Genomic DNA, 22,110 nt, shown 5'->3' on the forward strand with positions numbered 1-22,110 from the left:
GCTCAGGCCTCCACGGTGGATGGTGATTCGATGCGGGTGGTGCGCGGCAGGCCGGCGATGTGCGTGGCCGTGGCCAGCACCACGTCCACCCCGCGCGGGAAGGCACCGTGGTTGTCGGCCCACTGCGGCACAAAGTCCTCGGGCAGGCCGGCCACGCGCAGGTGCTGCGCTGCCTGGATGCCGGGGCCCGTCAGGCGCCAGCTGTCCGTGCCGGCCAGCGCGGGCGCCAGCACCGCGACGTCGATCACGCAGGTGGCGGACTGGTCGGGGTACTCGTCGCTGCCGCGCTGCAGGCTGGCCAGCGCAGGCAGGGCGTCCCCTGCGGCCACCCAGGCAAAACGGGCCTCCCCAGGGGCGTCCACCAGCACGCAGCCGGTGTGAAAGCGCAGCCAGGTGCCGGCCTGGCTGGCAGCGAGCCTGGGCGAGAGCCACAGCGTGCATTCGCTGTCGAGCAGGGCCAACAGCACGGCGGCCGATGCGGCGTGGCCCGTGGCGGGCACCTCGGCATCGTGCTCCAGCGCCACCGGGTCGCCAGGCTGGGACAGCGCCTTGAGCACCGAGCGGAACACGCCCTGGCTGCCCAGGGCCTCGCTGGAGAAGCCCTCACCCAGGGCGGACAGGGAAGTGGTAGGGGTCGCGCTCATTCCTGGTCCTCGTCGCTGTCGTCATTGCCACCGCTTTCGCGGGCCACCGTGAAGAAGTCCACCCGCGTGCTGGCCGTGCGGGCCTGGCGCTCGGACTGCACCTGGGCCAGGTGGCGGCGGATGGGGTCGAGCAGGCTGGTGTCGAGCCCGGCCTGGCGCGCGGGGTCCTGCAGCAGCGCATCGGCCAGGGCCGCCAGTTGCACCTGGCGGTGCGAGCGGCCGAGCACGTAGGCCACGCCCACGGTGGGCTCGCCGCCATCGGCGCCGTCCACGTCCACGCGCAGTGCGCAGCGGGTGACCGTGACCTCGCCCAGGTTGAAACGCTCGCCGGTGCCGCCGGCGCGGCCCTGCACCATCATCAGACCGGTTTCGGGGGCGCGCAGCCAGCGGGCGGGCAGTGCGGCGTGGTCGTGCAGCGCGGGCTCCAGAAGGTCGATGGGCGCGCGGGCCAGCAGCGCCATCCAGTGCGCCCGCGAGAGCGGGCGGCCCGGGCCCGGGTTGTCAAAGGCTTGAAACATGGAGGTGGTACTCTTGAAGTTGTATAGACAAATTGAACAACTGGCGCCAGCTTAGACAGCGCGCATGTAGGTTTCATGACAGCCACCACCAGCACACAAGTTCTTGCCCACCCCGCCCCTGCCGCACGCCCGGCACGCGACAGCTTCTGGACCCGCATCGCCGCCGAACTGGCCGAGGCCATCGGCAGCGGCATCTACCCCCCGGGCCAGCGCCTGCCCTCGGAGCACGCACTGGCCGAGCAGTTCGGGGTGAACCGCCACACCATCCGCCGCTCGCTGGCCAGCCTGTGCAGCCAGGGGCTGGTGCGCATCACCCAGGGCAGCGGCACCTACGTGGAGGACTTCGCGGTGGACCTGGCGCTGGGCAAGCGCGTGCGCCACCAGCAGGGCCTGGCGCACGCCGGCCTGCGCGGCAGCCTGGTGGTGCTGCAGGAACAGACGGTGCGCGCCACGGCCGCGCTGGCCAAGGCCCTGCAGGTGCCGACGCGCAGCCCGCTGCTGCAATTGCGCGTGATCGGCCAGGCCGAGGGCCAGCCGCTGCACGTGAGCGAGCGCTACTTTCCCCTGCCCCGCTTCGCGGGCCTGGCGGCCGTGGTGCGCGAGACCGGCTCCATCACCGCCGGCTTCACCGCGCATGGCGTGGCCGACTACACGCGGCGCGAGAGCCGCATCACCGCCGAGCTGCCCGATGCCGCCGTGGCCGCCGAGCTGCGCCAGCCCGCCGCGCGCCCGGTGCTGCTGGTCGAGAGCCTGAATGTGGACCTGGCCGGCACGCCCATTGAATGGGCGCGCGCCTGGTTTGCGGGCGACCGCGTCAAACTCACCATCACCCATGACGAATAACCACGCCACGGCCTCCACGGCGGCCCACCGCTATGCGGTGTACTTCGCTCCCCACCCCGGCACCCTGGCCTGGCTGGCCGGCAGCCACTGGCTGGGCCGCTGCGCGGCGCTGCTGCGGCCCCTGCCACAACTGGACATCCACGGCGTGGCCAAGGAAGAACTGGAGCGCCTGACCGCCGCGCCGCGCCGCTATGGCTGGCACGCCACGCTCAAGGCGCCGTTCGCGCTGGCGCCGGGGGTGGACTGGCTCACGCTGCAGCATGCCGTGCAGACGCTGGCCGACAGCCTGCGCCCCTTCAGCATGCCGCCCCTGCAGGTCCAGCGCATCGACGACTTCCTCGCGCTGGTGCCCATGCCCTCGCACCCGGCCAACGCCGAGATCCAGGCCGCAGCCGCCGCCTGCGTGACGCAGCTGCAGCCGCTGGCGGCGCCCCTGTCCGCCAGCGACCTGGCGCGCCGCCGCGCGGCCGGGCTCACGCCCCGGCAGGATGCGCTGTTGCAGCAGTGGGGCTATCCCTTCGTGCTGGAGGAGTTCCGCTTCCACCTGTCACTGACCGGATCCCTCGCGGGCGAGCGTGAAGACACCGTGGAACTGGTGCTCGATGCGGCCGAGCAGTTCTTCGCCGACCTGCCCCCGCTGCGCTTCAACAGCCTGGCACTGTTCGCCGAGCCCGCGCCGGGCGCCGACTTCGTGCTGCTGGACCACCTGGAGCTGGGCGCATGACGGCCCGGCTGGTGTACTTCATGGGCCCTTCCGGCGCGGGCAAGGACAGCCTTCTCGGCTGGCTGCACGCGCACCTGCCCGCCCCCTGCCCCGTGCACTGGGCACGGCGCACCATCAGCCGCCCCGCTGCTCCCGGCGGCGAGGCGCACGAGAGCGTGCCGCCCGAGGCCTTCGCGGCGCTGCGCGGTGAGCAGGCGTTTGCCCTGCACTGGGAGGCCAACGGCCTGGGCTATGGCATCCGGGCCGCGCAGCTCGCGCCACTGGCCCACGGCCAATGGGTGCTGCTCAACGGTTCGCGCGCCTACCTGGCCGATGCACTGGCGCGGTTCCCCGACCTGGTGGCCGTGCACATCACCGCCAGCCCGCACGTACTGCGCGAGCGGCTGCTTTCGCGCGGCCGCGAGACCCCCGGGGAGGTGGAGGCCCGCGTGCAGCGTGCGGCGGCGTTCATGCCGCCCCCGGGCGCGGCCAGCCTGGAAGTGCGCAACGACGGAGCGCTGAACGACGCCGGCCAGCAACTGCTGCACGCGCTGAAGCGGTTGCCGGGCTGGCCCGCGCACGGTGGCAAACTTTCAGGTCTTCACACCGCCCCTTCGTCAGCAAACCACCACGCCCCACCATGACCGCCATCACCATCTATCACAACCCAAAATGCGGCACGTCCCGCAACACGCTGGCCATGATCCGCAACAGCGGCGCCGAACCGGAAGTCATCGAATACCTCAAGACCCCGCCCGACCGCGCCACGCTGCTGGCGCTGATCGCCGCCACGGGCGAGCCCGTGATCAACGCCGTGCGCACCAAGGAAGCGGTTTTCACCGAACTGCAACTGGATGCGCCCGGCGTCACCGATGACCAGCTGATCGACGCGATGCTGGCCCACCCCATCCTCATCAACCGCCCCCTCGTCGCAACGCCGCTGGGCACGCGGCTGTGCCGTCCCTCGGAAAAGGTGCTGGACATCCTGCCCTCGCCCCAGCAAGGCGCCTTCACCAAGGAAGATGGCGAGGTCGTCGTCAACGCCCAGGGCCAGCGTGTCTGAGACCGTGGCGCCTCGCACGGCATGAGCGCCGCGCCACAGCGCTGGACCGTGGCGCGCCTGGGCACGGCCCAGACCCTGGCCTGGGCCTCGTCCTACTACCTGCCCGCCATGCTGGCCGTGCCCATGGCGCGCGACCTGGGCGTGGCCACGCCCACCGTGTTCGCCGCGTTCTCGCTGGCGCTCATCGTGTCCGCCCTGCTGGGGCCGCTGGCGGGCCGGACCATCGACCGCCATGGCGGCCGGCCGGTGCTGGTGGGCACCAACCTGCTGTTTGCCACCAGCCTGGCGGGCATGGCACTGGCACAGGGCCCGGTGGGCCTGTTTGCCGCCTGGGTGCTGATGGGCGTGGCCATGGGATCGGGCCTGTACGAAGCGGCCTTTGCCACGCTGGTGCGCCTGTATGGGCAGGGCGCGCGCGGCGCCATCACCGGCATCACGCTGATCGCGGGCTTTGCCAGCACGGTGGGCTGGCCGCTGTCGGCCTGGATGGAGGTGCACTGGGGCTGGCGCGGCGCGTGCGCGGGCTGGGCCGCGCTGCACCTGCTGGTGGGCGTGCCGCTGAATGGCTGGCTGCCCCGCACCGCGCCCGGCGAGCATGCCCCGGCCGCACCAGCGGGCGCCGCCCCCGCCGCCACGCCGGTGGCGCCCGCAGTGCCTGCGCCAGGCCACGCTGTGCGCACCACCGTGCTGCTGTCCTTCGTTTTCGCCGTCACCTGGTTCACCAGCACGGCCATGGCCGCCCACCTGCCGCGCCTGCTGCAGGCCAGCGGCACCTCGCTGCAGGCGGCGGTGGCCCTGGCCGCGCTGGTCGGCCCGGCCCAGGTGGCGGCGCGGTTGCTGGAGTTCGGCTTCCTGCGCCGCCTGCACCCCTTGCTGTCTGCGCAGCTGGCGGCCGCGGCCCACCCGGTGGGCGCGGCCTTGCTCATGGTGGTGGGCGGCCCGGCCGCGCTGGTGTTCACCGTGCTGCACGGGGCCGGCAACGGCATCCTGACCATCGCCAAGGGCACGCTGCCGCTGGTGTTGTTCGGGCCCGCCGGCTACGGCGCGCGCCAGGGCCTGATGATGGTGCCCGCCCGCGTGGCGCAGGCCTTCGCGCCGGTGCTGTTCGGCATGCTGCTCGATGGCGTGGGCGCAGCCGCCCTGTGGGCCACCACGCTGCTAGGCCTCGCGGCGCTGGCGGCGCTGTGGGTTCTGCGGCCGGTGGCGCGGCCCTGATCAGCCGCGCGGCGGCACAAACTCCGCGCGCGCCCGCAGCGCCGTGGCGCGCGAATGGCAGCCTTCCAGGTGGTCGTTCACGAGCCCCATGGCCTGCATGAAGGCGTACACCGTGGTGGGGCCCACGAAACTCCAGCCGCGTTTTTTCAGGTCCTTGGACAGGGCGATGGACGCGGGCGAAGTGGACAGGGTGCGCGCCACCTCGCGCGTGAGGCGCCCGGGCCGGTCGGCGGAGGAAGGCTCATAGCGCCAGGCGTAGTGCGCCAGCGATCCGAACTCGCGCCGCAGCTCCAGCACGCGCCGCGCGTTGTTGATGGTGGACTCGATCTTGCCCCGGTGGCGCACGATGGCCGCGTCCTGCACCAGGCGCTCGACGTCGGCCGGGCCGAAGGCGGCGACCTGCTCCGCGTCGAAGTGGGCAAACGCCGCGCGAAAGCCCTCGCGCTTGTTCAGGATGGTGAGCCAGCTCAGGCCCGACTGAAAACCCTCCAGGCAGATCTTCTCGAACAGCCGCCGGTCGTCCGCCACGGGAAAGCCCCATTCGTGGTCGTGGTAGTGGCGGTAGAAGGGCGTGGCCTGGCACCAGGCGCAGCGCGGGCAACCGGCCTCGTCGGCGAACAGGCCGGCAGGCAGGTCGGGGGTGGGTTCGGCGGTCATGCGCCGCATTCTAGAAACTGCACCGGCCACGCTGCTGACAACCATTCGGACGCCCGGCGCGATCTTCTGCCCATAAACTGCCCCCATGCGCCAGTTTCTCCCCCGCCTGCGGGCCGTGTCCGCCCCGTTGCTTTGCCTTGCACTGTCCGGGTGTGCCAGCACGACCGGTTCGCTGGGCTACTACTGGCAGTCCATGGTGGGGCACCTGGAACTCATGCAGTCGGCCGAGCCCATCGACCGCTGGGTGGCACGCACCGACATCGCGCCCGCGCTGCGCGAGCGCCTGCAGCTGGCGCAGCGCGCCCGGGCCTTCGCCGTGGCCGAGCTGGGCCTGCCCGACAACGCAAGCTACCGCCGCTACGCCGACCTGAAACGCCCCGCCGCCGTGTGGAACGTGGTGGCCGCGCCGCCGCACGCGCTCACGCTGCACACCTGGTGCTTTCCGGTCACGGGCTGCATCGGCTACCGCGGCTACTTCGCCCAGGCCGACGCCCAGGCCGAGGCCGACCAGCTCGCCGCGCAGGGGCTGGAGGTGGAGGTGTACGGCGTGCCCGCGTACTCCACGCTGGGCTACATGAACTGGGCGGGGGGCGACCCGCTGCTTTCCACCTTCATCTCCTGGCCCGAGGGCGACTTCGTGCGCCTGCTGTTCCACGAACTGGCGCACCAGGTGGTGTATGCCGAAGGGGACACGCTGTTCAACGAGTCCTTTGCCACGGCGGTCGAACGCATTGGCGTGGCGCGGTGGCTGGCCACCCATTCCACCCCCCAGGCGCGCGAGGCCTACGCCACCAGCGAGGCGCGGCGCGGCGCGTTCCGCGCGCTCACGCGCGCCACGCGCGAGCAGCTGGCCGCCATCTATGCACAAAAAGATGCCCTGGCGCTGGACGATCAAGCGCTGAATGCTATTAAAAATGAAGCAATGCAGGCATTCCGCGGGCGCTACGCCCAACTGCGCGCGCAGTGGCTGGGCACGGCTTCGGGCACCCAGCCTTCGGTCACCACGGCCCAGGTGGCAGGCTACGACCGCTGGGTGGCCAAGGCCAACAACGCGAGCTTTGCCGCCCAGGCGGCCTACGACGAACTCGTGCCCGCGTTCGAGGCCCTGTTCGAACAGCAGGGCCGCGACTGGCCCCGGTTTTATGATGCCGTACGGCAGCTGGCGCAGCAGCCCCAGCCGCAGCGCCGCGAGGCCTTGCGTGCCCTGCTGCCCGCGCAGCCCCCACAAAAATCCTCTTAAGGAGACACCCTGTGCCTGACATCCACATCCATCGCGAACACCACCTGGGCCTGAAAGAGGCCCGCAAGATCGCCTTCTCCTGGGCCGAGAAGGCCGAGGAAAAATTCGACATGGAATGTGTCTATGAAGAGGGCGACACCGAAGACACGCTCACCTTCACGCGCTCGGGCGTCAAGGGCACGCTGCTCGTGGACGCGCGGCAGTTCGAGATGAAGGCCCAGCTGGGTTTTCTGTTCGGCGCGTTCAAGGACCGCATCGAGGCCGAAATTGGCGAACAGCTCGATGCCCTGCTCAATGCGCCCCACCCCGGCACCAAGAAGCCCGCCACCGACAAGAAGAAACACGCGGCAGAGGCGGGCGCCGGCAAGCCGGGTACCAAGGCGGCGGCCAAACCTGCGGCCAAGGCCAAGAAGGCGTAGCCGCCAGGGCCCGGACCATGACATCCACCGCCACCGCCGCCCACAGCCCGGCGTTCGACACCCTGTCCGCGCTGCTTCACACCCGCTACAGCTGCCGCGCCTTTCTGCCCGAACCCCTGCCGCGCACCACCATGCAAGCCATCCTGGCCACCGCGCAACGCACGGCCTCGTGGTGCAACGCGCAGCCCTGGCAGCTCACCATTGCCAGCGGCGCCACGCTCGAGCGCCTGCGCGGCGCACTGCAGTCGCACATGTCCGCGGCAGCCCCTGCGCCCGACCTGCCCTGGCCCCGCGAATACCGGGGCGTGTACCAGGAGCGGCGGCGTGAATGCGGCTGGGGACTGTACGAGGCCCTGGGCATCGCCAAGGGCGACCGCGAGGCCTCGGCGCAACAGGCGGCGCAGAACTTCACGATGTTCGGCGCGCCGCATGTGGCCATCGTCAGCAGCGATGAGGCGCTGGGCGTCTATGGCGCGGTGGACTGCGGCGCGTACGTGTCAAGCTTCATGCTGGCCGCGCACAGCCTGGGCGTGGGCTCCATCGCGCAGGCCGCGCTGGCCTCGTACCCCGGCGTGCTGCGCGAGGTGCTGGGCATCGGCGCGGACCGCACCATCGTCTGCGGCATCTCGTTCGGCCTGGCCGACCCCGCGCACCCCGCCAACCACTTTCGCACCACGCGGGCAGACCCTGCCGACAGCGTGGTGTGGCGCGACTGACGGGGCGGGCACGTCCTCAGGCCGCCGCGCGCAGCAAGGGGCCGCGCGCGTGCAGCACGCCAAACAGGTTCTTGGGGTCGGACAGTTCGGGGATGAGTTCGATGGGCTGGCCCACCCCCAGTTCGGCCGCGGCATGGCGCATGAACCGCAGCGCGGAAAAATCCTCCAGCGCGAAGCCCACCGAGTCGAACACGGTCACCTGCGCATCGCTGCCGCGGCCCGGCAGGCGGCCCGCCAGCACCTCCCACAACTCGGTCACCGCGAAGTCGGACGGCAGTTGCTGGATATCGCCCTCGATGCGCGTCTGCGGCGCATATTCGACGAACACCTGCGCCTGGCGCAACACGTCGGCATGCAGCTCCGTCTTGCCGGGGCAGTCGCCGCCCACCGCATTGATGTGCATGCCGGGCGCCAGCATGTCCGGCGTGAGGATGGTGGCGTTGGTCTTGTCGGCCGTCACCGTGGTCACGATGTCGGCGCCGCGCACGGCCTCGGCCGCGCTGGCGCAGGCCACGGTGCGCAGGCCGCCGCCCTGCAGGTTGGCCTGCAGCTTGGCGGTGGCGGCCGGGTCGGTGTCGAACAGCCGCAGCGTGTCGACGCCCAGCAGGTGGTGGAACGCCAGCGCCTGGAACTCGCTTTGCGCACCGTTGCCGATGAGCGCCATGGTGCGCGCGCCGGGGCGTGCCAGGGCACGTGCGGCCACCGCCGACATGGCGGCCGTGCGCAGCGCCGTGGTGAGCGTGAGCTCGCTCAGCAGCAGGGGCGCCCCCGTGGCCACGTCGGCCAGCACGCCGAACGCCATCACGGTCGACAGGCCCAGCCGGGTGTTGCGCGGGTGGCCGTTGACGTACTTGAAGGCATACGTCTCCCCGTCGGCGATGGGCATGAGCTCGATCACGCCGTCCCGCGAATGGCTGGCCACGCGCGCCGACTTGTCGAACGCCTGCCAGCGCAGGAAATCGGCATGGATGTTGTCGGCGATGCCGCGCAGGCAGGCCTCGATGCCCTTGCGGCGCACCAGGTCGATGACATCGGGCGCGCTGAGGTACAGGGTGGTGAAGGTGTTCTGGGAACGCATGGTGCTTGTCTCCGTAAGGGATGGGACAAGTTTCCCGGAGCTCCGCAGCAATGTGAATCGCCAGAACTGCCGCATATTGCAGGCCGGGTTGGCGAAACGGCAGCGCAAACTGCCCTTCTGCCCAATCCCGCGCACCACCTCTGTCTCAGCCTCTTCTGGCTACACCTGCCCGTTCAGGCGGCGTGCCGCCTCCAGCACCGGCTTCACGTAGCGCTCGTCATAGCGGTGCGCGGGCATGGTCAGCGTGACCGCCGCCGCCAGGCTGCCATCGGCATGGAACACCGGTGCCGAGATTCCGGCGACCTCGTCGAGCCGGTCGCCCACGCTGGCGGCATAGCCATCGGCCCGGATGCGCGCATGCAGCGCGCGGTCCCGCGCGCCCAGCACGCGCCCGGGCGCCGGATCGAACGCCACCAGCACCCGCCCGCCCGTGCCGCGCTCGAGCGGCAGCAGATCGCCCGCGCGGATGTGGTCGCGCACGGGGTGTGGCGAATCCACCCGGAACTGGCACAGGCGCACGTCCCCCTGGCGCACGTGGTAGGCCGCGCTTTCGCCCGTCGCGGCCACCAGATCGCGCAGCACCGGCAGCACCACCCGGTCGAGGGAGAACGCGGCGGCGTACAGCGCATACAGCCGCGCCACCTCGGGGCCCAGGGCGTAGCGGCCGTCCGCGAGCCGCTGCACCCACCGTGCATGCTCCAGCGATGCGAGCAGGCGCAGCGCCGTGCTCTTGTGCAGCTGCGTGCGCGCGGCCAGTTCCGCGAGCGGCAGGGCACCGTCGCCCTGCCGGAACGCACCCAGCAGCGTGAGCGCGCGGTCCACGGCCGCCACGCCGCCCGGGGCGGCATCGGCATCGGCCAGGGATTCATGGGCGGATTTGCGGGGCATGCGGGCGCGGGGTGGAAACAGGACGCAGGGGCGGGGGCTTGACGCGAAAGCGCAAACCGTCAATCATTTCAATAGAAAGAACTTCGTTCCATCTATTAGAACGACAACCCTCCGCAGCGTCAAGCCCCGGCGCTCGGCCAGCCCCGCAGGAATCCGCCCATGCCCGTCCCCGACATCCTCATCAGCGAAGTAGGCCCGCGCGACGGCCTGCAGTCCGTGAAAGCCACCATGCCCACGCAGTACAAGCTGCGCTGGATCGACGCGCTCGTGGCGGCGGGCCTGCGCGAAATTGAAGTCGGCTCCTTCGTGCCCGCGCGGCTGCTGCCGCAGATGGCCGACGTGGCCGAGGTGGTGCGCCACGCGCTCACCCACCCCGGCATCACCGTGATGGCCCTGGTGCCCAACCTGCGCGGCGCGGAGGCCGCGCTGGCCAGCGGCGTGCACAAGATCACGCTGCCCGTGTCGGCCAGCGCGGCGCATTCACTGGCCAACGTGCGCAAGAGCCCGGACGCCATGGTGGACGAGCTGCACGCCATCACCCGCCTGCGCGCCGAGACCGCGCCACAGGTGCTGGTGGAAGTGGGCATTTCCACCGCGTTCGGCTGCACGCTGCAGGGCGAGGTGCCCGAGGACGACGTGATCCGCCTGGCCGCCAGTTGCGTGGCGGCGGGCGTGGACGAGGTCGGCCTGTCGGACACCACCGGCATGGCCAACCCCGCGCAGGTGCGCCGCCTGTTCACGCGGCTGCGCAGCGAGATCGGCCCGCGCGCGGGCGCGGCCCACATGCACAACACGCGCGGCCTGGGCCTGGCCAACTGCCTGGCCGCATACGACGTGGGCGTGCGCACCTTCGACGCATCGCTGGGCGGCCTGGGCGGCTGCCCCTATGCGCCCGGAGCCTCCGGCAACGTGGTCACCGAAGACCTGGTGTTCATGTTCGAGGCCATGGGCGTGACCACCGGCGTGGACCTGGCACGGCTGTTCGCCGCGCGCATCCCCCTGCAGGCCGGGCTGCCCGGCGAACCGGTGTACGGCATGACGCCCGAAGCGGGCCTGCCCAAGGGCTGGACCCAGGAGACACCACATGCCTGAAAACAACGAGAGCGCCCCAGGCGGCTGCCGGACCGCCCTGCCCTACACCGGCATCCGCGTGGTGGAGTTCACCCACATGGTCATGGGCCCCACCTGCGGCCTGGTGCTGGCCGACCTGGGGGCCGAGGTCATCAAGGTCGAGCCCATCGGCCATGGCCGCGAGGGCGATGCCACGCGCAAGCTGCGCGGGTCGGGGGCGGGCTTCTTCCCGCTGTTCAACCGCAACAAGAAGAGCCTGGCGCTGGACCTGGAAACCCCCGAGGGCAAGGAGGCCGTGCTGCGCCTGATCGCCACGGCCGACATCGTGAGCGAGAACTTCAAGCCCGGCACCATGCAGAAGCTGGGACTGGACTACGCGAGCCTGAAGGCCCTGAACCCGCGCCTCATCTACGTGAGCCACAAGGGCTTTCTGCCCGGCCCGTACGACCACCGCACCGCCCTGGATGAAGTGGTGCAGATGATGGGCGGCCTGGCCTACATGACCGGCCGGCCCGGCGACCCGCTGCGCGCGGGCACCAGCGTGAACGACATCATGGGCGGCATGTTCGGCGCGATCGGCGCCATGGCCGCGCTCGCACAGCGCGAGAAGACCGGGCGCGGCCAGGAGGTGCAGAGCGCGCTGTTCGAGAACAACGTGTTCCTCGTCGCGCAGCACATCATGCAGTTCGCCGTCACCGGCCAGCCGGCCGCCCCCATGCCCGCGCGCATCTCGGCCTGGGCGATCTACGACGTGTTCCAGGTGAAGGACGGCGAGCAGATCTTCCTGGCCGTGGTGAGCGATGGCGCCTGGGCGGTGTTCTGCGATGCCTTCGGCTTTGCCGACCTGAAGGCCGACCCGCGCCTGGCCAGCAACAACGACCGCGTGCGCGAACGCGCCTGGATGATGCCGCTGCTGCGCGAGCGGCTCGCGCCCTACAGCGCCGCGCACCTGGCCGACGTGTTCGAGCGCCACGCCCTGCCCTTTGCGCCCATCACGCGGCCAGAGGACCTGCTCACCGACCCGCACCTGAACGCCACCGGCGCCCTCGCCCCCATGACCCTGCCCGACGGCCGCGCCACCCAGACGGTGCTGCTGCCGCTGGCCATGGACGGCCAGCGCCCCGGCGTGCGCCTCTCGCCGCCCCGGGTGGGTGAGCACAATGCGGAGCTGCTGGCCGAGCTGGGTTACGACGCTATAAAAATTGAAGCGCTTGGCGCTTACCCAGCAAGCGGTAGCGCCTGATTTTTCTCTGGTTGCTGAGGGCCTGCCAACAAACAAGCGGCCGAGGCCGCTTGTTTTTGACTCCGCCAGCCCGCCCACCAAGGGGCAGGGCCCAGACCAGTGTCACCGTGGAACCGGCTTTGCCGGGCCACCGGTGGCGTGTCCCCCCTGAGGGGGAAGGCGCGCAGCGCCTCAGGGGGCTACTGGAGTGACATGATCAGGTCGACATATTGCTGCTTGGCGGCATCCGCTTCAGTGCCCTTGAGCTTTTCCCACGCGTCCCATTTGGCACGGCCCACCATGTCGGAGAAGCTGGGCTTCTTCTCGGTGTTGTCGCCCGCGGTGGCCTGCTTGTAAAGCGCGTAGATCTTGAGCAGCGTGGCGTTGTCGGGGCGCTCGCTGAGGTTCTTGGAATTGGCTACGGCGGCTTCGAAGGTGGCGTTCAGGTCGGCCATGTCGGTTGCTCCTTGGATGGAAAACAAAAGAAGGGGAAGGGGGAGGGAAAGAACGGTGTCGGCAAGGGTTTGCTGCGTTGTATCTTACGGGCTGCGCACCGCGCCAAGCGGTGCCATCCATAGAGGCAAGCCCCCAAAAACAACCACAACAGGTGTACATCTGATGGTGACCCGCATCCCAGCCCCCCGCGCCCCGGCCACCGAAGGCGCCGCCAGCCCCCTGCGCAAGGTGCGCGCCCAGGCCCCCGACGTGGCCCGCCGCGCGGCCCAGGCCCTTCCGCCCGCCGCGCGCAAGGCCGCCGGCGTGGTGCAAAAGAACGTGCGCCGTGCCGCCACCGGCATGCTGGGCCTCTCGGGCGAACGCATGAGCAAGGTCGACACGGCCTGGCTGCGCATGGACTCGGCCAGCAACCTGATGATGATCAACGGCGTGTGGACGCTCTCTCCCGGCATCGGCTGGGACGCGCTGTGCGAGCGCGTGCAGCAGCGCCTGCTGCAGTACCCGCGCTTTCGCCAGCGCGTGGTGGAGGACGCGGCCGGGGCCACCTGGGTGGAAGACCGCCAGTTCGACATCGCCGCCCATGTGCTGCGCGAGACGCTGCCCCGCACCCCCGGGCAGAGCATGCAGCGCGCCTTGCAGGACCGCGTGGGCGAGCTGGCCATGCAGCCGCTGGACGCGCGCCGCCCGCTGTGGCAGATGCACCTGATCGAGGATTTCGTGGGCGACGACGGCCAGCCCGGCAGCGCCCTCGTGGTGCGCATCCACCACTGCATCGCGGACGGCATCGCGCTGATCTCGGTGACCATGTCGCTGGTCGATGGCGGTGCCGAGCCCCCCAGGCGCAAGTCCCGTGCGGACAAGGACGCCGCCACGGCGGAGGACTGGATCGCCGACACGCTCATCAAGCCTTTCACCGGCATGACCGTGAAAGCGCTCGATATGGCCGGCGACAGCGCGGCCAGGTCGCTGCAGATGCTGGGCGACCCCGAGAAGGCGATGCAGAACGGCCTGTCGGGCACCCTGGACATGGCGCGCGTGGCCTACCAGCTGGTGAGCGACGCGGCCGCCCTGGCGCTGATGCCCGACGATTCACCCACGCGCCTGAAGGGCCAGCCCGGCCAGGCCAAGCGCGTGGCGTGGTGCCCGCCCATCCCGCTGGAGGAGGTCAAGGCCATCGGCAAGGCGCTCAACTGCTCGATCAACGACGTGCTGCTGTCCTGCGTGGCCGGCGCCATCGGCGGCTACCTGCGCAGCCAGGGCGACGACCCCACGGGGCAGGAGATCCGCGCCATGATCCCCGTGAACCTGCGCCCCATGGAAGAGGCCTGGAAGCTGGGAAACCGCTTCGGCCTGGTGCCGCTGGTGCTGCCCATCGGCATGGCCAACCCGGTGGAGCGCGTGTACGAGGTGCGCAAGCGCATGAATGCGCTCAAGGGCAGCACCCAGCCCATCCTCGCGTTCGCGATGCTCGCCGTGGCGGGCCTGATGATCAAGCCCGCGCAGGACGCGCTGCTCAACCTGTTCGGCCGCAAGACCACGGCGGTCATGACCAATGTGCCGGGGCCCAAGGAGCAGCTCACGCTGTGCGGCGCGCGCGTCACGCAGTGCATGTTCTGGGTGCCGCAGTCGGGGGACATCGGCCTGGGGGTTTCCATCCTGAGCTATGGCGGCGGCGTGCAGTTCGGCGTGATCACCGACACCACGCTGTGCCCCGAGCCGCAGCGCATCATCGACGCGTTCGCGCCCGAGTTCGACCAGCTGTCGCTGCTCACGCTGATGCTGCCCTGGGGCGAATGAAGCGGCACCCTGTGACGCTGCGCGGCCTGGCGGCCCTGGCACGGCGGCCGCGGATGAAGGCCGCCGCACTGCTGGCGGCGCTGTGGGCCGCTGTGCCCCTGGCGCAGGCCGCCGTGCGCGAGGAGCATGCCGAGCGCCCGTACGCCGTGCATGCGGAGCCTGGCGACACGCTGCGCCAGGCGCTGAACGCGGCCACGCCCATCGTCACGGACGGCCAGCGCTTTCACGGCCACACCCGCTGGAGCGTGCGCTGGACCTTCCGCTGGGGGCGCGAGGCCTCGTCGGGCGAATGCCGCATCACCGAGGTCACCACACGGCTGCGCACCGAGGTGCAGCTGCCCGAGCTTCGGCGCGCCACGCCGGCGCAGCGGGCGCTGTTCGACCGCTACCTGCCGGCCCTGTCACGCCACGAGCAAGGCCATGTGCAGTTCGGGCGCGACGCCGCCCGCGCCATCGACCAGGGCATTGCGCAGCTGCCCGCCGCGCCGGACTGCGCCACGCTGGAGCGCCAGGCCAACGCGCTGGGCCACCGCCTGCTGCGCGAACACGCCGAGCGCGAGAAGCAATACGACCACGACACGCGCCACGGCGCATCGCAAGGCGCCAGGCTGGAGTGAGCGGATCATCGCCCGCCCTCGGCCAGGCTAGCCCCGCACCGCGCTGCGGAAAGCCGCGGACAGCGCCGCCAGGGCGTCGCGCGGGCGGCCGTCCCTGATGCGGGTGTGCAGCAGCACGGGCAGGCGGGGCAGTGCGGGCAGCGCAAGGCGCGTGCCGACGTCCACCGCGCCCAGGGGCAGCATGCGCGGGGCCAGCGCCGCCACCCCCAGCCCGGCCATCACGGCCGCGGCCACCGCCGCCACGCCGCCGCCCACAAACACCTCGGCCCAGGCCATGCCGGCGGCATCCAGCGACCGCCCCGCCATCGCGCGCACGCCACAGGGCTCGGCCAGCGTGGCCAGGGGCAGGGGTTCGCCCACGCGGTGCTGCCAGCCGGGGGCCGCGAGCCAGCCGAACTGCTCTTCGGCCAGCAGCTCGCCGTCGCTGCGGCCCACGTGCATGCGGGCCAGCACCGCATCCAGCTCGCGCCGGTCGTAGGCTTGCAGCAGGTCGCCGGACGAGCCGATGCGGATCTCGATCAGGAGCTGCGGGTCCTGCGCGTTCATGCGGGCGATCAGCGCGGGCAGCTCGGGCCCGGCCACGTGGTCGCTGATGCCGATGGTCAGGCGGTGGCGCGCCTGGGCGAACGTGGCGAGCGCGCGGTCGTGCACGGCCAGGAGTTCACGGGCGTGTTCCAGAAAGGCGGCGCCCCGCGCGGACAGCTGCACATGCCGGGGCGTGCGCTCGATGAGCCGGCAGCCCAGGCGGGCCTCCAGCCGCTGGAGCTTGAGGCTCATCGCGGCCTGCGCCGTGCCCATGGCCTCGGCGGCGCGCGTGAAGCTGCCCAGCTCGGCAATGCGCACGAAGGCCTCGACGGCATCCAGATCCAGGGATCGCTCAACCATTTGAATTTGATATTTCTGAAATAGATATCCATAGCATATTCATATGGATAGCATTTCGCCAGCTTCTTCTTTTGTTGTTCAAAAAGGATCTTGCGATGCCCCTCATCCACATTGCCATGCGCGCCGGGAAGCCCGCGGCCTACCGCCAGGCGATCTTCGACACGCTGTACCGCGCCCTGCGCGAAACCTTCAACGTGCCCGAGGACGACCAGTTCATGACCATCACCGAGCACGAGGCCGCGAACTTCCGCTACAGCCCCACCTACCTGGGCGTGGTGCGCAGCGACGACGTGGTGTTCATCCAGATCACCGCCAACAACACGCGCACTCTGGAGCAGAAGAAGGCGCTGTTTGCGCGCATCGCGCAGCTGCTCGGGGAAAGCCCGGGCCTCAGGCCCGAGGATGTGTTCGTGAACATCGTGGAGGTCGCCAAGGAGAACTGGTCCTTCGGGCATGGCCTGGCGCAGTACGCGTAGCCATCCCTTCCACGGCGCTGCGTGCCGTGGGCGGCGGTGAAGGCGGGTCGGCACGGCACCTGCGAACCAGCCGCCGGGCGGGGTGAACGGGCCGCCATGGCGGCCCGCCGCGTTCAAGACGCCGAGCAGGTAAAGCTCTCGGCCTTGGCGGGGTCGCCCATGCCGTTGTAGCGCGGGAACTTGGGGTACTCGCACACCGGGCGCTGGGCCAGGGGGGTGCTGGTGCCGGGGGCAAATTTCGTTGCCACCAGCTTGTCGGGGGCCGCGCCTTTTTCCACCCAGGCGTCCATGGCAGCGAGCAGGTCGATGGAACGCGGCTCGGTGCCCGCCCCGTCCAGGTCATGCCCGTTGGAAGGCGAGGTGACCATGCGCGCAAAGCCCTGCACCTTGCTCGCGCCCAGGCGCTGCTTCACCGTGTCGAAGTATTCCGCCGTGCGGTACACCGACACGCAGGTGTCGCCCAGGCCATACCAGATCAGCAGCTTGCCACCGTTGTCGGCAAAGGCGGAGATGTCCGGGTCGGTACCGTCGATCATCTCCGCCAGCCGCAGATATTTCGCCTGGTACTGGGTCGGGTCGTGCGTCAGGATGTTGGCGTTGGGGTTGCCTTCCACCAGGCGCGCGGCTTCCGTCACGGCCATGTGGTTGAACGAGTCGGGGTTCTCAAAACTGGTACCGAACATGTACGACTGCCAGTCCGAGGTGGACGCGCCGCCCCGGCCGTAGCGCGGATAGCCCACGGCACCGCGCGACAGGGTCACGGGCGTCTTGTGGTCGCTGTAGATGAGGCGGATGGATTCGATCTGGCCGGCCGTCAGGCAGCTGTCGTTGTCGGCGCCCTGGCACAGCAGATCGGTGGGCACGTAGTTGCATGCCTCGACGTTGCCGATGATGCCGTCCTTCAGGCCATCGAGACCATCACACGCGGCCGTCTCGGCCTTGGCATACAGCGCGATCTTGGCCGGGCTCATCCAGTTCTCGCGGCTCTTGAAGATGTGGCGCAGCACCGTGGGGCCCAGGTTGACCTGGTGCGCCTGCTGGCTGATGGCGGGCTCCATGGCCACCACGCCGTCGTAGTCCTTGGGGTACTTCTGCGTGGAGATCAGACCCGAGCGACCGCCGTTGGAGTGGCCCATGTGGTAGCGCCGCACGGGGCGCTTGCCGTAGAACTCCGTGGCGATGGTGGTGCCAATCTCCAGCACGAAGTGGTTGGCATCGAACGCATGGTTGCGCAGCGCCACATCGCTGTTGCCCCAGGCAAAGCCGCGCACCTGGTGGCCAGAGTCGGAACTGATCTTCACATAGGGATTGGCCGATGGCCCCACGAGCTGCTGGTACCACGGGTCATCGGTCGGAATGAACCCGTCGAACCCACCGCCGCCAATCGTCAGCGTCTTGCCGTTCCACTGCGCCAGCGTGGGCAGCTCCACCGCCCAGTTGATCGTCGACTCGGGCGAGGACACGATCTGGCCGCGCACGATGCAGGCGTCCGGGAGCGTGCCCTCGGCCTTGCGCAACTCGGTGCGCGTGACCTTGGCGCCATGGGGCAAGGCGGTGGAGGTGTAGGCGGCGCAGGCCTCGGCCAGGGGCCTGCTGGCCAGGGGCGCGGGGGCATCGCCGCCGCCGCAGGCCGTCAGCGCCACGGCGGCAAGGGCAGTCAGGGTGCAGGCGGCCCACCGCCCCGGGGGGGCACGGTGGTGGACGCGGCGATGGGGTGCCACGCCGGCAAGGAATGGAATCGGGAACATGCGGGAGTCTCCAGTGATGGTGGTTTTCAGGAGCCCAGGCACTGGCAGCAGCAGCAGGACGGCCGCCACCGCAGCCCTTGTGGCTCCGGTGGGGACGATAGGAAAAGAAGGCTCCCTTGCAGCCCCTGCAAATGCAGAGGGCCCGGGAAACTACCGAGCAGGCCTGGCTACCCGTTGCGCAGCGCCGCCACCAGCGCCAGCTTGTTGTTCACCCCCAGCACGGCGTAGGCGGTGCGCAGGTAGGTGCGCACGGTGGCGGGTGTGAGCCCCAGGGTGGCGGCGATGTCCTTGTGGGAACGCCCCTGGGCGTAGAGCATGGCGGCGCTCAGCTCGCGCGGGGCCAGTGGGGACTTCTGGTGGCGCGATGCCATGCTGACAGCCACCAGCGGACCGCAGGGTTCGAGCCGCAAGCGGCAGGACTTGCCCACCAACAGGCTGCAGGGAGCACGTGGCAGGGCCTGCAGAACCTCCAGCGGCACGCGGGTTCCCGTCCAGCCGGGGCACGCCTCGCCCAGCGCCATGCTGATGCGCAGGCCCGCAAACAGCAGCTCTCCCGAGGGCTCCGCCAGCGCAAAACTGTCCCAGGGACGGCTGGCGGACTCGCTCTGCAGCCGCTGCAGCACGTGGTGCCAGTGCTGCAGCAGATGCACCACAAATTCGCCAAACAGCACGGTCTCTTCGTCGGTGAATTCCGAACGCGCCTGCGGGCGGTACACCGAGACAAAAAACATCAGCCCGCTGTGGGGCAGCTCGGCGGTGAGGGCCATGCAGTGGTACAGGCCATGGCGCTGGCTGAACGCCACCACCTCGGGGTGTTCCACGATATCGCCCACCACATCGCGCTCGCGGATCACCACGCCCAGCCGGGTCATGGACTGGCGCGCGAACTCGTCCACCGCGGACAGTTCGTTCCATTCCTGCGCAAAGCTCTGGCTCAGGCCGATGCTGCCATGCAGCCAGTTGCGCGGACCGGTGTGCACATCGCCGGCCGACACCTCGCCCCACCAGGCCGCGTCGAAGGGGACCAGCTCCCGCAGCGTCTGCAAGGCCTGGTGCAGCATGTCCTGCGGCGGCGCTTGCTGCGCCCCCCGCGCCAGCGCGAGCAGGCTGCGGCTGAGCGCCCGCAAGGCATCGGTGGGGCCGCGCCCGCCCGTTGGCCCGCCCGTTGCGGAAGGGCGCATGCTCATCGGCATACCGCCGGGGCGTCTTGCGCTGCGCGAAGCGCGTCGTCTGCGTGGGCCATGGCGCCAGTCTCCTGTTTTTCAGGCGATGGTAGCGGCCACGCACGGGCCGCCACCCCAAGCCCCACCCGAGGCGGCGGCAGGTGCGTGCGCAGCCCGCTACGCGGCTGCAGCCCGCGCCGGCGCAAATGCTATCATTTTTATAGCTTTCTGCGCTTATTCACAAAGCGCCAGCGGCCAATTCCATTCCATTCCATTCAGCGGGCCAGTCCATCCACCGCCTGGAACATCGACTGCCGCGCCTGGCTGATGATCTGGCCCTTCCATTCATCGGTGTCGGTGTAGAACGCCGCCAGCATCTGCGCCTTGATCTGCGCGGCCTTGTCGGCGGGGGTGCCGGGGTGCAGGTTGAGCCACTGTTCGGCGCGAATCGCGTTCATCACATCGAGCACGGGCACGGTACCGTATTCCATGGCGATGCCGGTGTACTCGGCATGCGGGCATTCGTCGTAGATCGAGGTCCACATGAGGCCGGTGAGGAAGGCCGAGGTGGACGAGCCGTCATAGATGGAGGTGACCGGCGTGGCGCCGCCGCCATCCCACCAGGCGCGTGCGCGCGCCACGGCCACATCGTCGTCGTTGCCGGCGTAGATGCGCTCACCATGGCCGCTGGGGCCCAGGCCCGTGTGCAGGTCGATCCACGCGATGTGCGACGCACCCGCGCCATGCTGGCGCAGCACCTGGCGCAGCGTGCGGTTGCTCCAGGTGGGCTCGGTGCCGCCAAAGAACAGGCCTTGCGGAAACTCGTGCTGGCCCCGCGAGATGGCGGCCTGCCAGGCCGCCTCGCCCTTGGTGTCGATGTACTGCTGCACGGCGGCGGCATTCTCGGGCAACGGGGGCCACGCCTCGGGCAGCAGCAGCGGCTGGACTTCGCGGTAGGCCTCGTTCACGGGCAGGGGCTTTGAAAAGTCCTGGAAGTTGCGGTTCAGGTCCACGTTCTCGTGGGTGAAGCGGCGCACGTGCGAAAAACCATAGGGGTTGAGCGCGTGGATGTAGAGCGTGGCCACGCCGGCCGCGCGCGCCTTGTCGCGCCACTCCTGGTCGTGCAGCGCAAACACCTGCACGCCACTGCCGCAGTAGCCTTCCACGCCGTGGCAGGCGCTGCTCACGATGAGCAGCCTGGTCGCATCGGCCGGGCCGTCGCGCACCACGTCCATGGCCAGGTCTTCGCCGTCGCGCCCTTTGAGCGGGTGGGCGTGCGATTCGATGGGCAGGCCCGCAGCGGCCGCGGCCTCCAGAAATTTCTTGCGGGCCTGGGCGTAGCTGGGCGAAAAGGCGCGGGCGATGCCGATCATGGGCGGTGGCTTTCGTGGGTGGGTTGGGAACAAGAGAAAAGAAAGCCCGGGCACGCAGGGGGCCCGGGGCGTCAGGACAGCCAAGAAGCCGGCGTCAGGCCGCCGTTGGCTGCGCCAGCCACTCCTCGGCCAGCTTGACCCAGTAGGTGGCGCCCAGCGGGATCAGGTCGTCGTTGAAGTCGTAGCTCGGGTTGTGCAGCGTGCAGGGCCCGCCGCCATGGCCCATCTCGCGGTGCGCGCCGTCGCCATTGGCGATGAAGCAGTAGGCACCGGGCTTGGCCTGCAGCATGAAGGCGAAGTCTTCCGCACCCATGGTGGGCTCCTGCACCAGCACATTGGCCTCGCCCACGATGCCGGCCATCACCTTGCGCGCAAAGTCGGCCTCGGCCGGCGAGTTCACGGTGGGCGGGTAGTTGCGGTGGAAGTGGAATTCGCAGGTGGCGTCGTGCGCGGCGCAGGTGTGCTCGGCGACCTGCTTCATGCGCTTTTCGATCAGGTCCAGCACCTCGATGGAGAACGTGCGCACCGTGCCCTGCAGCTCGCAGCTGTCGGGCACCACGTTGGTGGCCTCGCCCGCGTGCACCATCGTCACCGAGATCACGCCCGCGTCCACGGGCTTCTTGTTGCGGCTGATGATGGTCTGGAAGGCCTGCACCATCTGGCAGGCGATCGGCACCGGGTCGATGCCGTTGTGCGGCAGCGCCGCATGGCTGCCCTTGCCGCGGATGGTGATCTTGAATTCGTTGCTGGACGCCATCACCGGGCCGGGGCTCACCGCGAACTGGCCCACGGGCATGCCAGGCCAATTGTGCATGCCGTATACGGCCTGCATGGGGAACTGCTCGAACAGGCCGTCGGTGATCATCTCGCGCGCACCGCCGCCGCCCTCTTCGGCCGGCTGGAAGATCAGGTACACGGTGCCGTCGAAATTGCGGTGCCTGGCGAAATGCTGCGCCGCGGCCAGCAGCATGGCCACATGGCCGTCATGGCCGCAGGCGTGCATCTTGCCCTGGTTCTTGCTGGCGTGGGCAAAGGTGTTGAACTCCTGCATGGGCAGGGCGTCCATGTCGGCGCGCAGGCCGATGGCCCGTCCGCTGGCGCCGCCGTCGCGGCCCTTGACGATGCCGACCACGCCCGTGGTGCCCAGGCCACGGTGGATGGGAATGCCCCATTCGGTGAGCTTTTGCGCCACCACATCGGCGGTGCGCACCTCTTCGAAGCACAGCTCGGGATGCGCGTGAATGTCCCGGCGCACGGCGGCAATACTGGCCGCCTGCGTGACGATGGAATCAATAACGTTCATGATATGTATCCTTAC

The 22,110-nt window shown here is 70.0% G+C and carries 24 protein-coding genes; 13 read left to right on the top strand and 11 right to left on the bottom strand.

The window, feature by feature from the left end; all coding sequences use genetic code 11:
• Positions 1–2 precede the first annotated feature (2 nt).
• Positions 3–644 carry a phosphonate C-P lyase system protein PhnH gene (gene phnH, locus AC07PV_RS07795; RefSeq protein ID WP_494629877.1) on the bottom strand — a complete coding sequence of 214 codons (642 nt, stop codon included), beginning with the start codon at positions 642–644 and terminating at the stop codon, positions 3–5.
• Positions 641–1,162, bottom strand: a complete 522-nt coding sequence (gene phnG, locus AC07PV_RS07800) for a phosphonate C-P lyase system protein PhnG (RefSeq protein ID WP_494629879.1) — start codon at positions 1,160–1,162, stop codon at positions 641–643. The genes phnH and phnG overlap by 4 nt, the downstream gene beginning before the upstream one ends.
• Before the next feature lie 75 nt (positions 1,163–1,237).
• Here phnG and phnF point away from each other — a divergent pair, with 75 nt between their 5' ends.
• From phnF to AC07PV_RS07825, 5 genes are read left to right on the top strand one after another with little or no spacing between them, the layout of a single operon-like run.
• The gene (gene phnF / locus AC07PV_RS07805; protein ID WP_494629881.1) at positions 1,238–2,005 is read left to right on the top strand and encodes a phosphonate metabolism transcriptional regulator PhnF; all 768 of its coding nucleotides are present in this window, start codon (positions 1,238–1,240) and stop codon (positions 2,003–2,005) included.
• Positions 1,995–2,729 carry a DUF1045 domain-containing protein gene (locus AC07PV_RS07810; RefSeq protein ID WP_494629882.1) on the top strand — a complete coding sequence of 245 codons (735 nt, stop codon included), beginning with the start codon at positions 1,995–1,997 and terminating at the stop codon, positions 2,727–2,729. The genes phnF and AC07PV_RS07810 overlap by 11 nt, the downstream gene beginning before the upstream one ends.
• Complete coding sequence (gene phnN, locus AC07PV_RS07815; RefSeq protein WP_369641257.1) at positions 2,726–3,352, top strand: phosphonate metabolism protein/1,5-bisphosphokinase (PRPP-forming) PhnN; 627 nt, start codon at positions 2,726–2,728, stop codon at positions 3,350–3,352. The genes AC07PV_RS07810 and phnN overlap by 4 nt, the downstream gene beginning before the upstream one ends.
• The gene (arsC, locus tag AC07PV_RS07820) at positions 3,349–3,771 is read left to right on the top strand and encodes an arsenate reductase (glutaredoxin) (protein ID WP_218297262.1); all 423 of its coding nucleotides are present in this window, start codon (positions 3,349–3,351) and stop codon (positions 3,769–3,771) included. Before phnN ends, arsC begins: the two co-directional genes overlap by 4 nt.
• A gap of 21 nt (positions 3,772–3,792) precedes the next feature.
• Positions 3,793–4,986, top strand: coding sequence for an MFS transporter (locus AC07PV_RS07825; RefSeq protein WP_218341406.1), 1,194 nt, complete (start codon positions 3,793–3,795; stop codon positions 4,984–4,986).
• Here AC07PV_RS07825 and AC07PV_RS07830 read toward each other — a convergent pair whose 3' ends face one another.
• Positions 4,987–5,652: a DNA-3-methyladenine glycosylase I gene (locus AC07PV_RS07830; protein WP_370627866.1), complete on the bottom strand. Its 666-nt coding sequence runs from the start codon at positions 5,650–5,652 to the stop codon at positions 4,987–4,989.
• 76 nt (positions 5,653–5,728) lie between these two features.
• On the opposite strand from AC07PV_RS07830, the gene AC07PV_RS07835 reads away from it, so the two are divergent.
• From AC07PV_RS07835 to AC07PV_RS07845, 3 genes are read left to right on the top strand one after another with little or no spacing between them, the layout of a single operon-like run.
• The gene (locus AC07PV_RS07835; protein WP_494629883.1) at positions 5,729–6,883 is read left to right on the top strand and encodes an aminopeptidase; all 1,155 of its coding nucleotides are present in this window, start codon (positions 5,729–5,731) and stop codon (positions 6,881–6,883) included.
• Between the two features lie 11 nt (positions 6,884–6,894).
• Entirely contained in the window at positions 6,895–7,302 is a 408-nt protein-coding gene (locus AC07PV_RS07840; RefSeq protein WP_218341403.1) for a polyhydroxyalkanoic acid system family protein, read from the top strand.
• A 17-nt stretch (positions 7,303–7,319) separates the two neighbouring features.
• Complete coding sequence (locus tag AC07PV_RS07845; protein WP_218341402.1) at positions 7,320–8,018, top strand: nitroreductase; 699 nt, start codon at positions 7,320–7,322, stop codon at positions 8,016–8,018.
• A 16-nt stretch (positions 8,019–8,034) separates the two neighbouring features.
• Here the strand turns inward: AC07PV_RS07845 and ocd are convergent, their stop codons facing one another.
• Entirely contained in the window at positions 8,035–9,096 is a 1,062-nt protein-coding gene (gene ocd, locus AC07PV_RS07850; protein ID WP_218297268.1) for an ornithine cyclodeaminase, read from the bottom strand.
• Positions 9,097–9,255: 159 nt separating this feature from the next.
• Entirely contained in the window at positions 9,256–9,984 is a 729-nt protein-coding gene (locus AC07PV_RS07855; protein WP_369641251.1) for an IclR family transcriptional regulator, read from the bottom strand.
• A gap of 159 nt (positions 9,985–10,143) precedes the next feature.
• On the opposite strand from AC07PV_RS07855, the gene AC07PV_RS07860 reads away from it, so the two are divergent.
• Both AC07PV_RS07860 and AC07PV_RS07865 read left to right on the top strand, forming a co-directional pair.
• Positions 10,144–11,076 carry a hydroxymethylglutaryl-CoA lyase gene (locus AC07PV_RS07860; RefSeq protein ID WP_494629885.1) on the top strand — a complete coding sequence of 311 codons (933 nt, stop codon included), beginning with the start codon at positions 10,144–10,146 and terminating at the stop codon, positions 11,074–11,076.
• Positions 11,069–12,298, top strand: coding sequence for a CaiB/BaiF CoA transferase family protein (locus tag AC07PV_RS07865; RefSeq protein ID WP_494629887.1), 1,230 nt, complete (start codon positions 11,069–11,071; stop codon positions 12,296–12,298). The genes AC07PV_RS07860 and AC07PV_RS07865 overlap by 8 nt, the downstream gene beginning before the upstream one ends.
• A 179-nt stretch (positions 12,299–12,477) precedes the next feature.
• On the opposite strand, the gene AC07PV_RS07870 is transcribed toward AC07PV_RS07865, so the two are convergent.
• Positions 12,478–12,732 carry an acyl-CoA-binding protein gene (locus AC07PV_RS07870; protein ID WP_494629889.1) on the bottom strand — a complete coding sequence of 85 codons (255 nt, stop codon included), beginning with the start codon at positions 12,730–12,732 and terminating at the stop codon, positions 12,478–12,480.
• 163 nt (positions 12,733–12,895) lie between these two features.
• Between AC07PV_RS07870 and AC07PV_RS07875 the strand changes: the two genes are divergently transcribed.
• Entirely contained in the window at positions 12,896–14,530 is a 1,635-nt protein-coding gene (locus tag AC07PV_RS07875) for a wax ester/triacylglycerol synthase family O-acyltransferase (protein ID WP_494629890.1), read from the top strand.
• Positions 14,527–15,147 carry a DUF922 domain-containing Zn-dependent protease gene (locus AC07PV_RS07880; protein WP_492254498.1) on the top strand — a complete coding sequence of 207 codons (621 nt, stop codon included), beginning with the start codon at positions 14,527–14,529 and terminating at the stop codon, positions 15,145–15,147. Before AC07PV_RS07875 ends, AC07PV_RS07880 begins: the two co-directional genes overlap by 4 nt.
• Positions 15,148–15,174: 27 nt before the next feature.
• Here AC07PV_RS07880 and AC07PV_RS07885 read toward each other — a convergent pair whose 3' ends face one another.
• Positions 15,175–16,032: a LysR family transcriptional regulator gene (locus AC07PV_RS07885; RefSeq protein ID WP_494629891.1), complete on the bottom strand. Its 858-nt coding sequence runs from the start codon at positions 16,030–16,032 to the stop codon at positions 15,175–15,177.
• A gap of 95 nt (positions 16,033–16,127) precedes the next feature.
• Here AC07PV_RS07885 and AC07PV_RS07890 point away from each other — a divergent pair, with 95 nt between their 5' ends.
• The gene (locus AC07PV_RS07890) at positions 16,128–16,508 is read left to right on the top strand and encodes a tautomerase family protein (RefSeq protein ID WP_218341397.1); all 381 of its coding nucleotides are present in this window, start codon (positions 16,128–16,130) and stop codon (positions 16,506–16,508) included.
• Positions 16,509–16,621: 113 nt separating this feature from the next.
• Here AC07PV_RS07890 and AC07PV_RS07895 read toward each other — a convergent pair whose 3' ends face one another.
• The 4 genes from AC07PV_RS07895 to AC07PV_RS07910 all read right to left on the bottom strand — a co-directional run bounded on the left by AC07PV_RS07895 (position 16,622) and on the right by AC07PV_RS07910 (position 22,095).
• Complete coding sequence (locus AC07PV_RS07895) at positions 16,622–18,256, bottom strand: tannase/feruloyl esterase family alpha/beta hydrolase (RefSeq protein WP_494629893.1); 1,635 nt, start codon at positions 18,254–18,256, stop codon at positions 16,622–16,624.
• Positions 18,257–18,423: 167 nt separating this feature from the next.
• Positions 18,424–19,437 (bottom strand): LuxR C-terminal-related transcriptional regulator, encoded by a 1,014-nt coding sequence (locus AC07PV_RS07900; protein WP_494629895.1) that lies wholly within the window; start codon positions 19,435–19,437, stop codon positions 18,424–18,426.
• A 257-nt stretch (positions 19,438–19,694) separates the two neighbouring features.
• Complete coding sequence (locus AC07PV_RS07905) at positions 19,695–20,792, bottom strand: M14 family metallopeptidase (RefSeq protein ID WP_218341395.1); 1,098 nt, start codon at positions 20,790–20,792, stop codon at positions 19,695–19,697.
• Between the two features lie 94 nt (positions 20,793–20,886).
• Positions 20,887–22,095: a M20 aminoacylase family protein gene (locus AC07PV_RS07910; protein ID WP_494629897.1), complete on the bottom strand. Its 1,209-nt coding sequence runs from the start codon at positions 22,093–22,095 to the stop codon at positions 20,887–20,889.
• Positions 22,096–22,110 lie beyond the last annotated feature (15 nt).

This window comes from Acidovorax sp. GW821-FHT09A11, from assembly GCF_059418365.1.

Bases quoted from the DNA above. Each gene is read 5' to 3' on its own strand.
- phnH (WP_494629877.1), bottom strand. From the start codon at position 644: ATGAGCGCGACCCCTACCACTTCCCTGTCCGCCCTGGGTGAGGGCTTC.
- phnG (WP_494629879.1), bottom strand. From the start codon at position 1,162: ATGTTTCAAGCCTTTGACAACCCGGGCCCGGGCCGCCCGCTCTCGCGG.
- phnF (WP_494629881.1), top strand. From the start codon at position 1,238: ATGACAGCCACCACCAGCACACAAGTTCTTGCCCACCCCGCCCCTGCC.
- AC07PV_RS07810 (WP_494629882.1), top strand. From the start codon at position 1,995: ATGACGAATAACCACGCCACGGCCTCCACGGCGGCCCACCGCTATGCG.
- phnN (WP_369641257.1), top strand. From the start codon at position 2,726: ATGACGGCCCGGCTGGTGTACTTCATGGGCCCTTCCGGCGCGGGCAAG.
- arsC (WP_218297262.1), top strand. From the start codon at position 3,349: ATGACCGCCATCACCATCTATCACAACCCAAAATGCGGCACGTCCCGC.
- AC07PV_RS07825 (WP_218341406.1), top strand. From the start codon at position 3,793: ATGAGCGCCGCGCCACAGCGCTGGACCGTGGCGCGCCTGGGCACGGCC.
- AC07PV_RS07830 (WP_370627866.1), bottom strand. From the start codon at position 5,652: ATGCGGCGCATGACCGCCGAACCCACCCCCGACCTGCCTGCCGGCCTG.
- AC07PV_RS07835 (WP_494629883.1), top strand. From the start codon at position 5,729: ATGCGCCAGTTTCTCCCCCGCCTGCGGGCCGTGTCCGCCCCGTTGCTT.
- AC07PV_RS07845 (WP_218341402.1), top strand. From the start codon at position 7,320: ATGACATCCACCGCCACCGCCGCCCACAGCCCGGCGTTCGACACCCTG.
- ocd (WP_218297268.1), bottom strand. From the start codon at position 9,096: ATGCGTTCCCAGAACACCTTCACCACCCTGTACCTCAGCGCGCCCGAT.
- AC07PV_RS07855 (WP_369641251.1), bottom strand. From the start codon at position 9,984: ATGCCCCGCAAATCCGCCCATGAATCCCTGGCCGATGCCGATGCCGCC.
- AC07PV_RS07860 (WP_494629885.1), top strand. From the start codon at position 10,144: ATGCCCGTCCCCGACATCCTCATCAGCGAAGTAGGCCCGCGCGACGGC.
- AC07PV_RS07865 (WP_494629887.1), top strand. From the start codon at position 11,069: ATGCCTGAAAACAACGAGAGCGCCCCAGGCGGCTGCCGGACCGCCCTG.
- AC07PV_RS07870 (WP_494629889.1), bottom strand. From the start codon at position 12,732: ATGGCCGACCTGAACGCCACCTTCGAAGCCGCCGTAGCCAATTCCAAG.
- AC07PV_RS07875 (WP_494629890.1), top strand. From the start codon at position 12,896: ATGGTGACCCGCATCCCAGCCCCCCGCGCCCCGGCCACCGAAGGCGCC.
- AC07PV_RS07880 (WP_492254498.1), top strand. From the start codon at position 14,527: ATGAAGCGGCACCCTGTGACGCTGCGCGGCCTGGCGGCCCTGGCACGG.
- AC07PV_RS07885 (WP_494629891.1), bottom strand. From the start codon at position 16,032: ATGGTTGAGCGATCCCTGGATCTGGATGCCGTCGAGGCCTTCGTGCGC.
- AC07PV_RS07890 (WP_218341397.1), top strand. From the start codon at position 16,128: ATGCCCCTCATCCACATTGCCATGCGCGCCGGGAAGCCCGCGGCCTAC.
- AC07PV_RS07895 (WP_494629893.1), bottom strand. From the start codon at position 18,256: ATGTTCCCGATTCCATTCCTTGCCGGCGTGGCACCCCATCGCCGCGTC.
- AC07PV_RS07900 (WP_494629895.1), bottom strand. From the start codon at position 19,437: ATGCGCCCTTCCGCAACGGGCGGGCCAACGGGCGGGCGCGGCCCCACC.
- AC07PV_RS07905 (WP_218341395.1), bottom strand. From the start codon at position 20,792: ATGATCGGCATCGCCCGCGCCTTTTCGCCCAGCTACGCCCAGGCCCGC.
- AC07PV_RS07910 (WP_494629897.1), bottom strand. From the start codon at position 22,095: ATGAACGTTATTGATTCCATCGTCACGCAGGCGGCCAGTATTGCCGCC.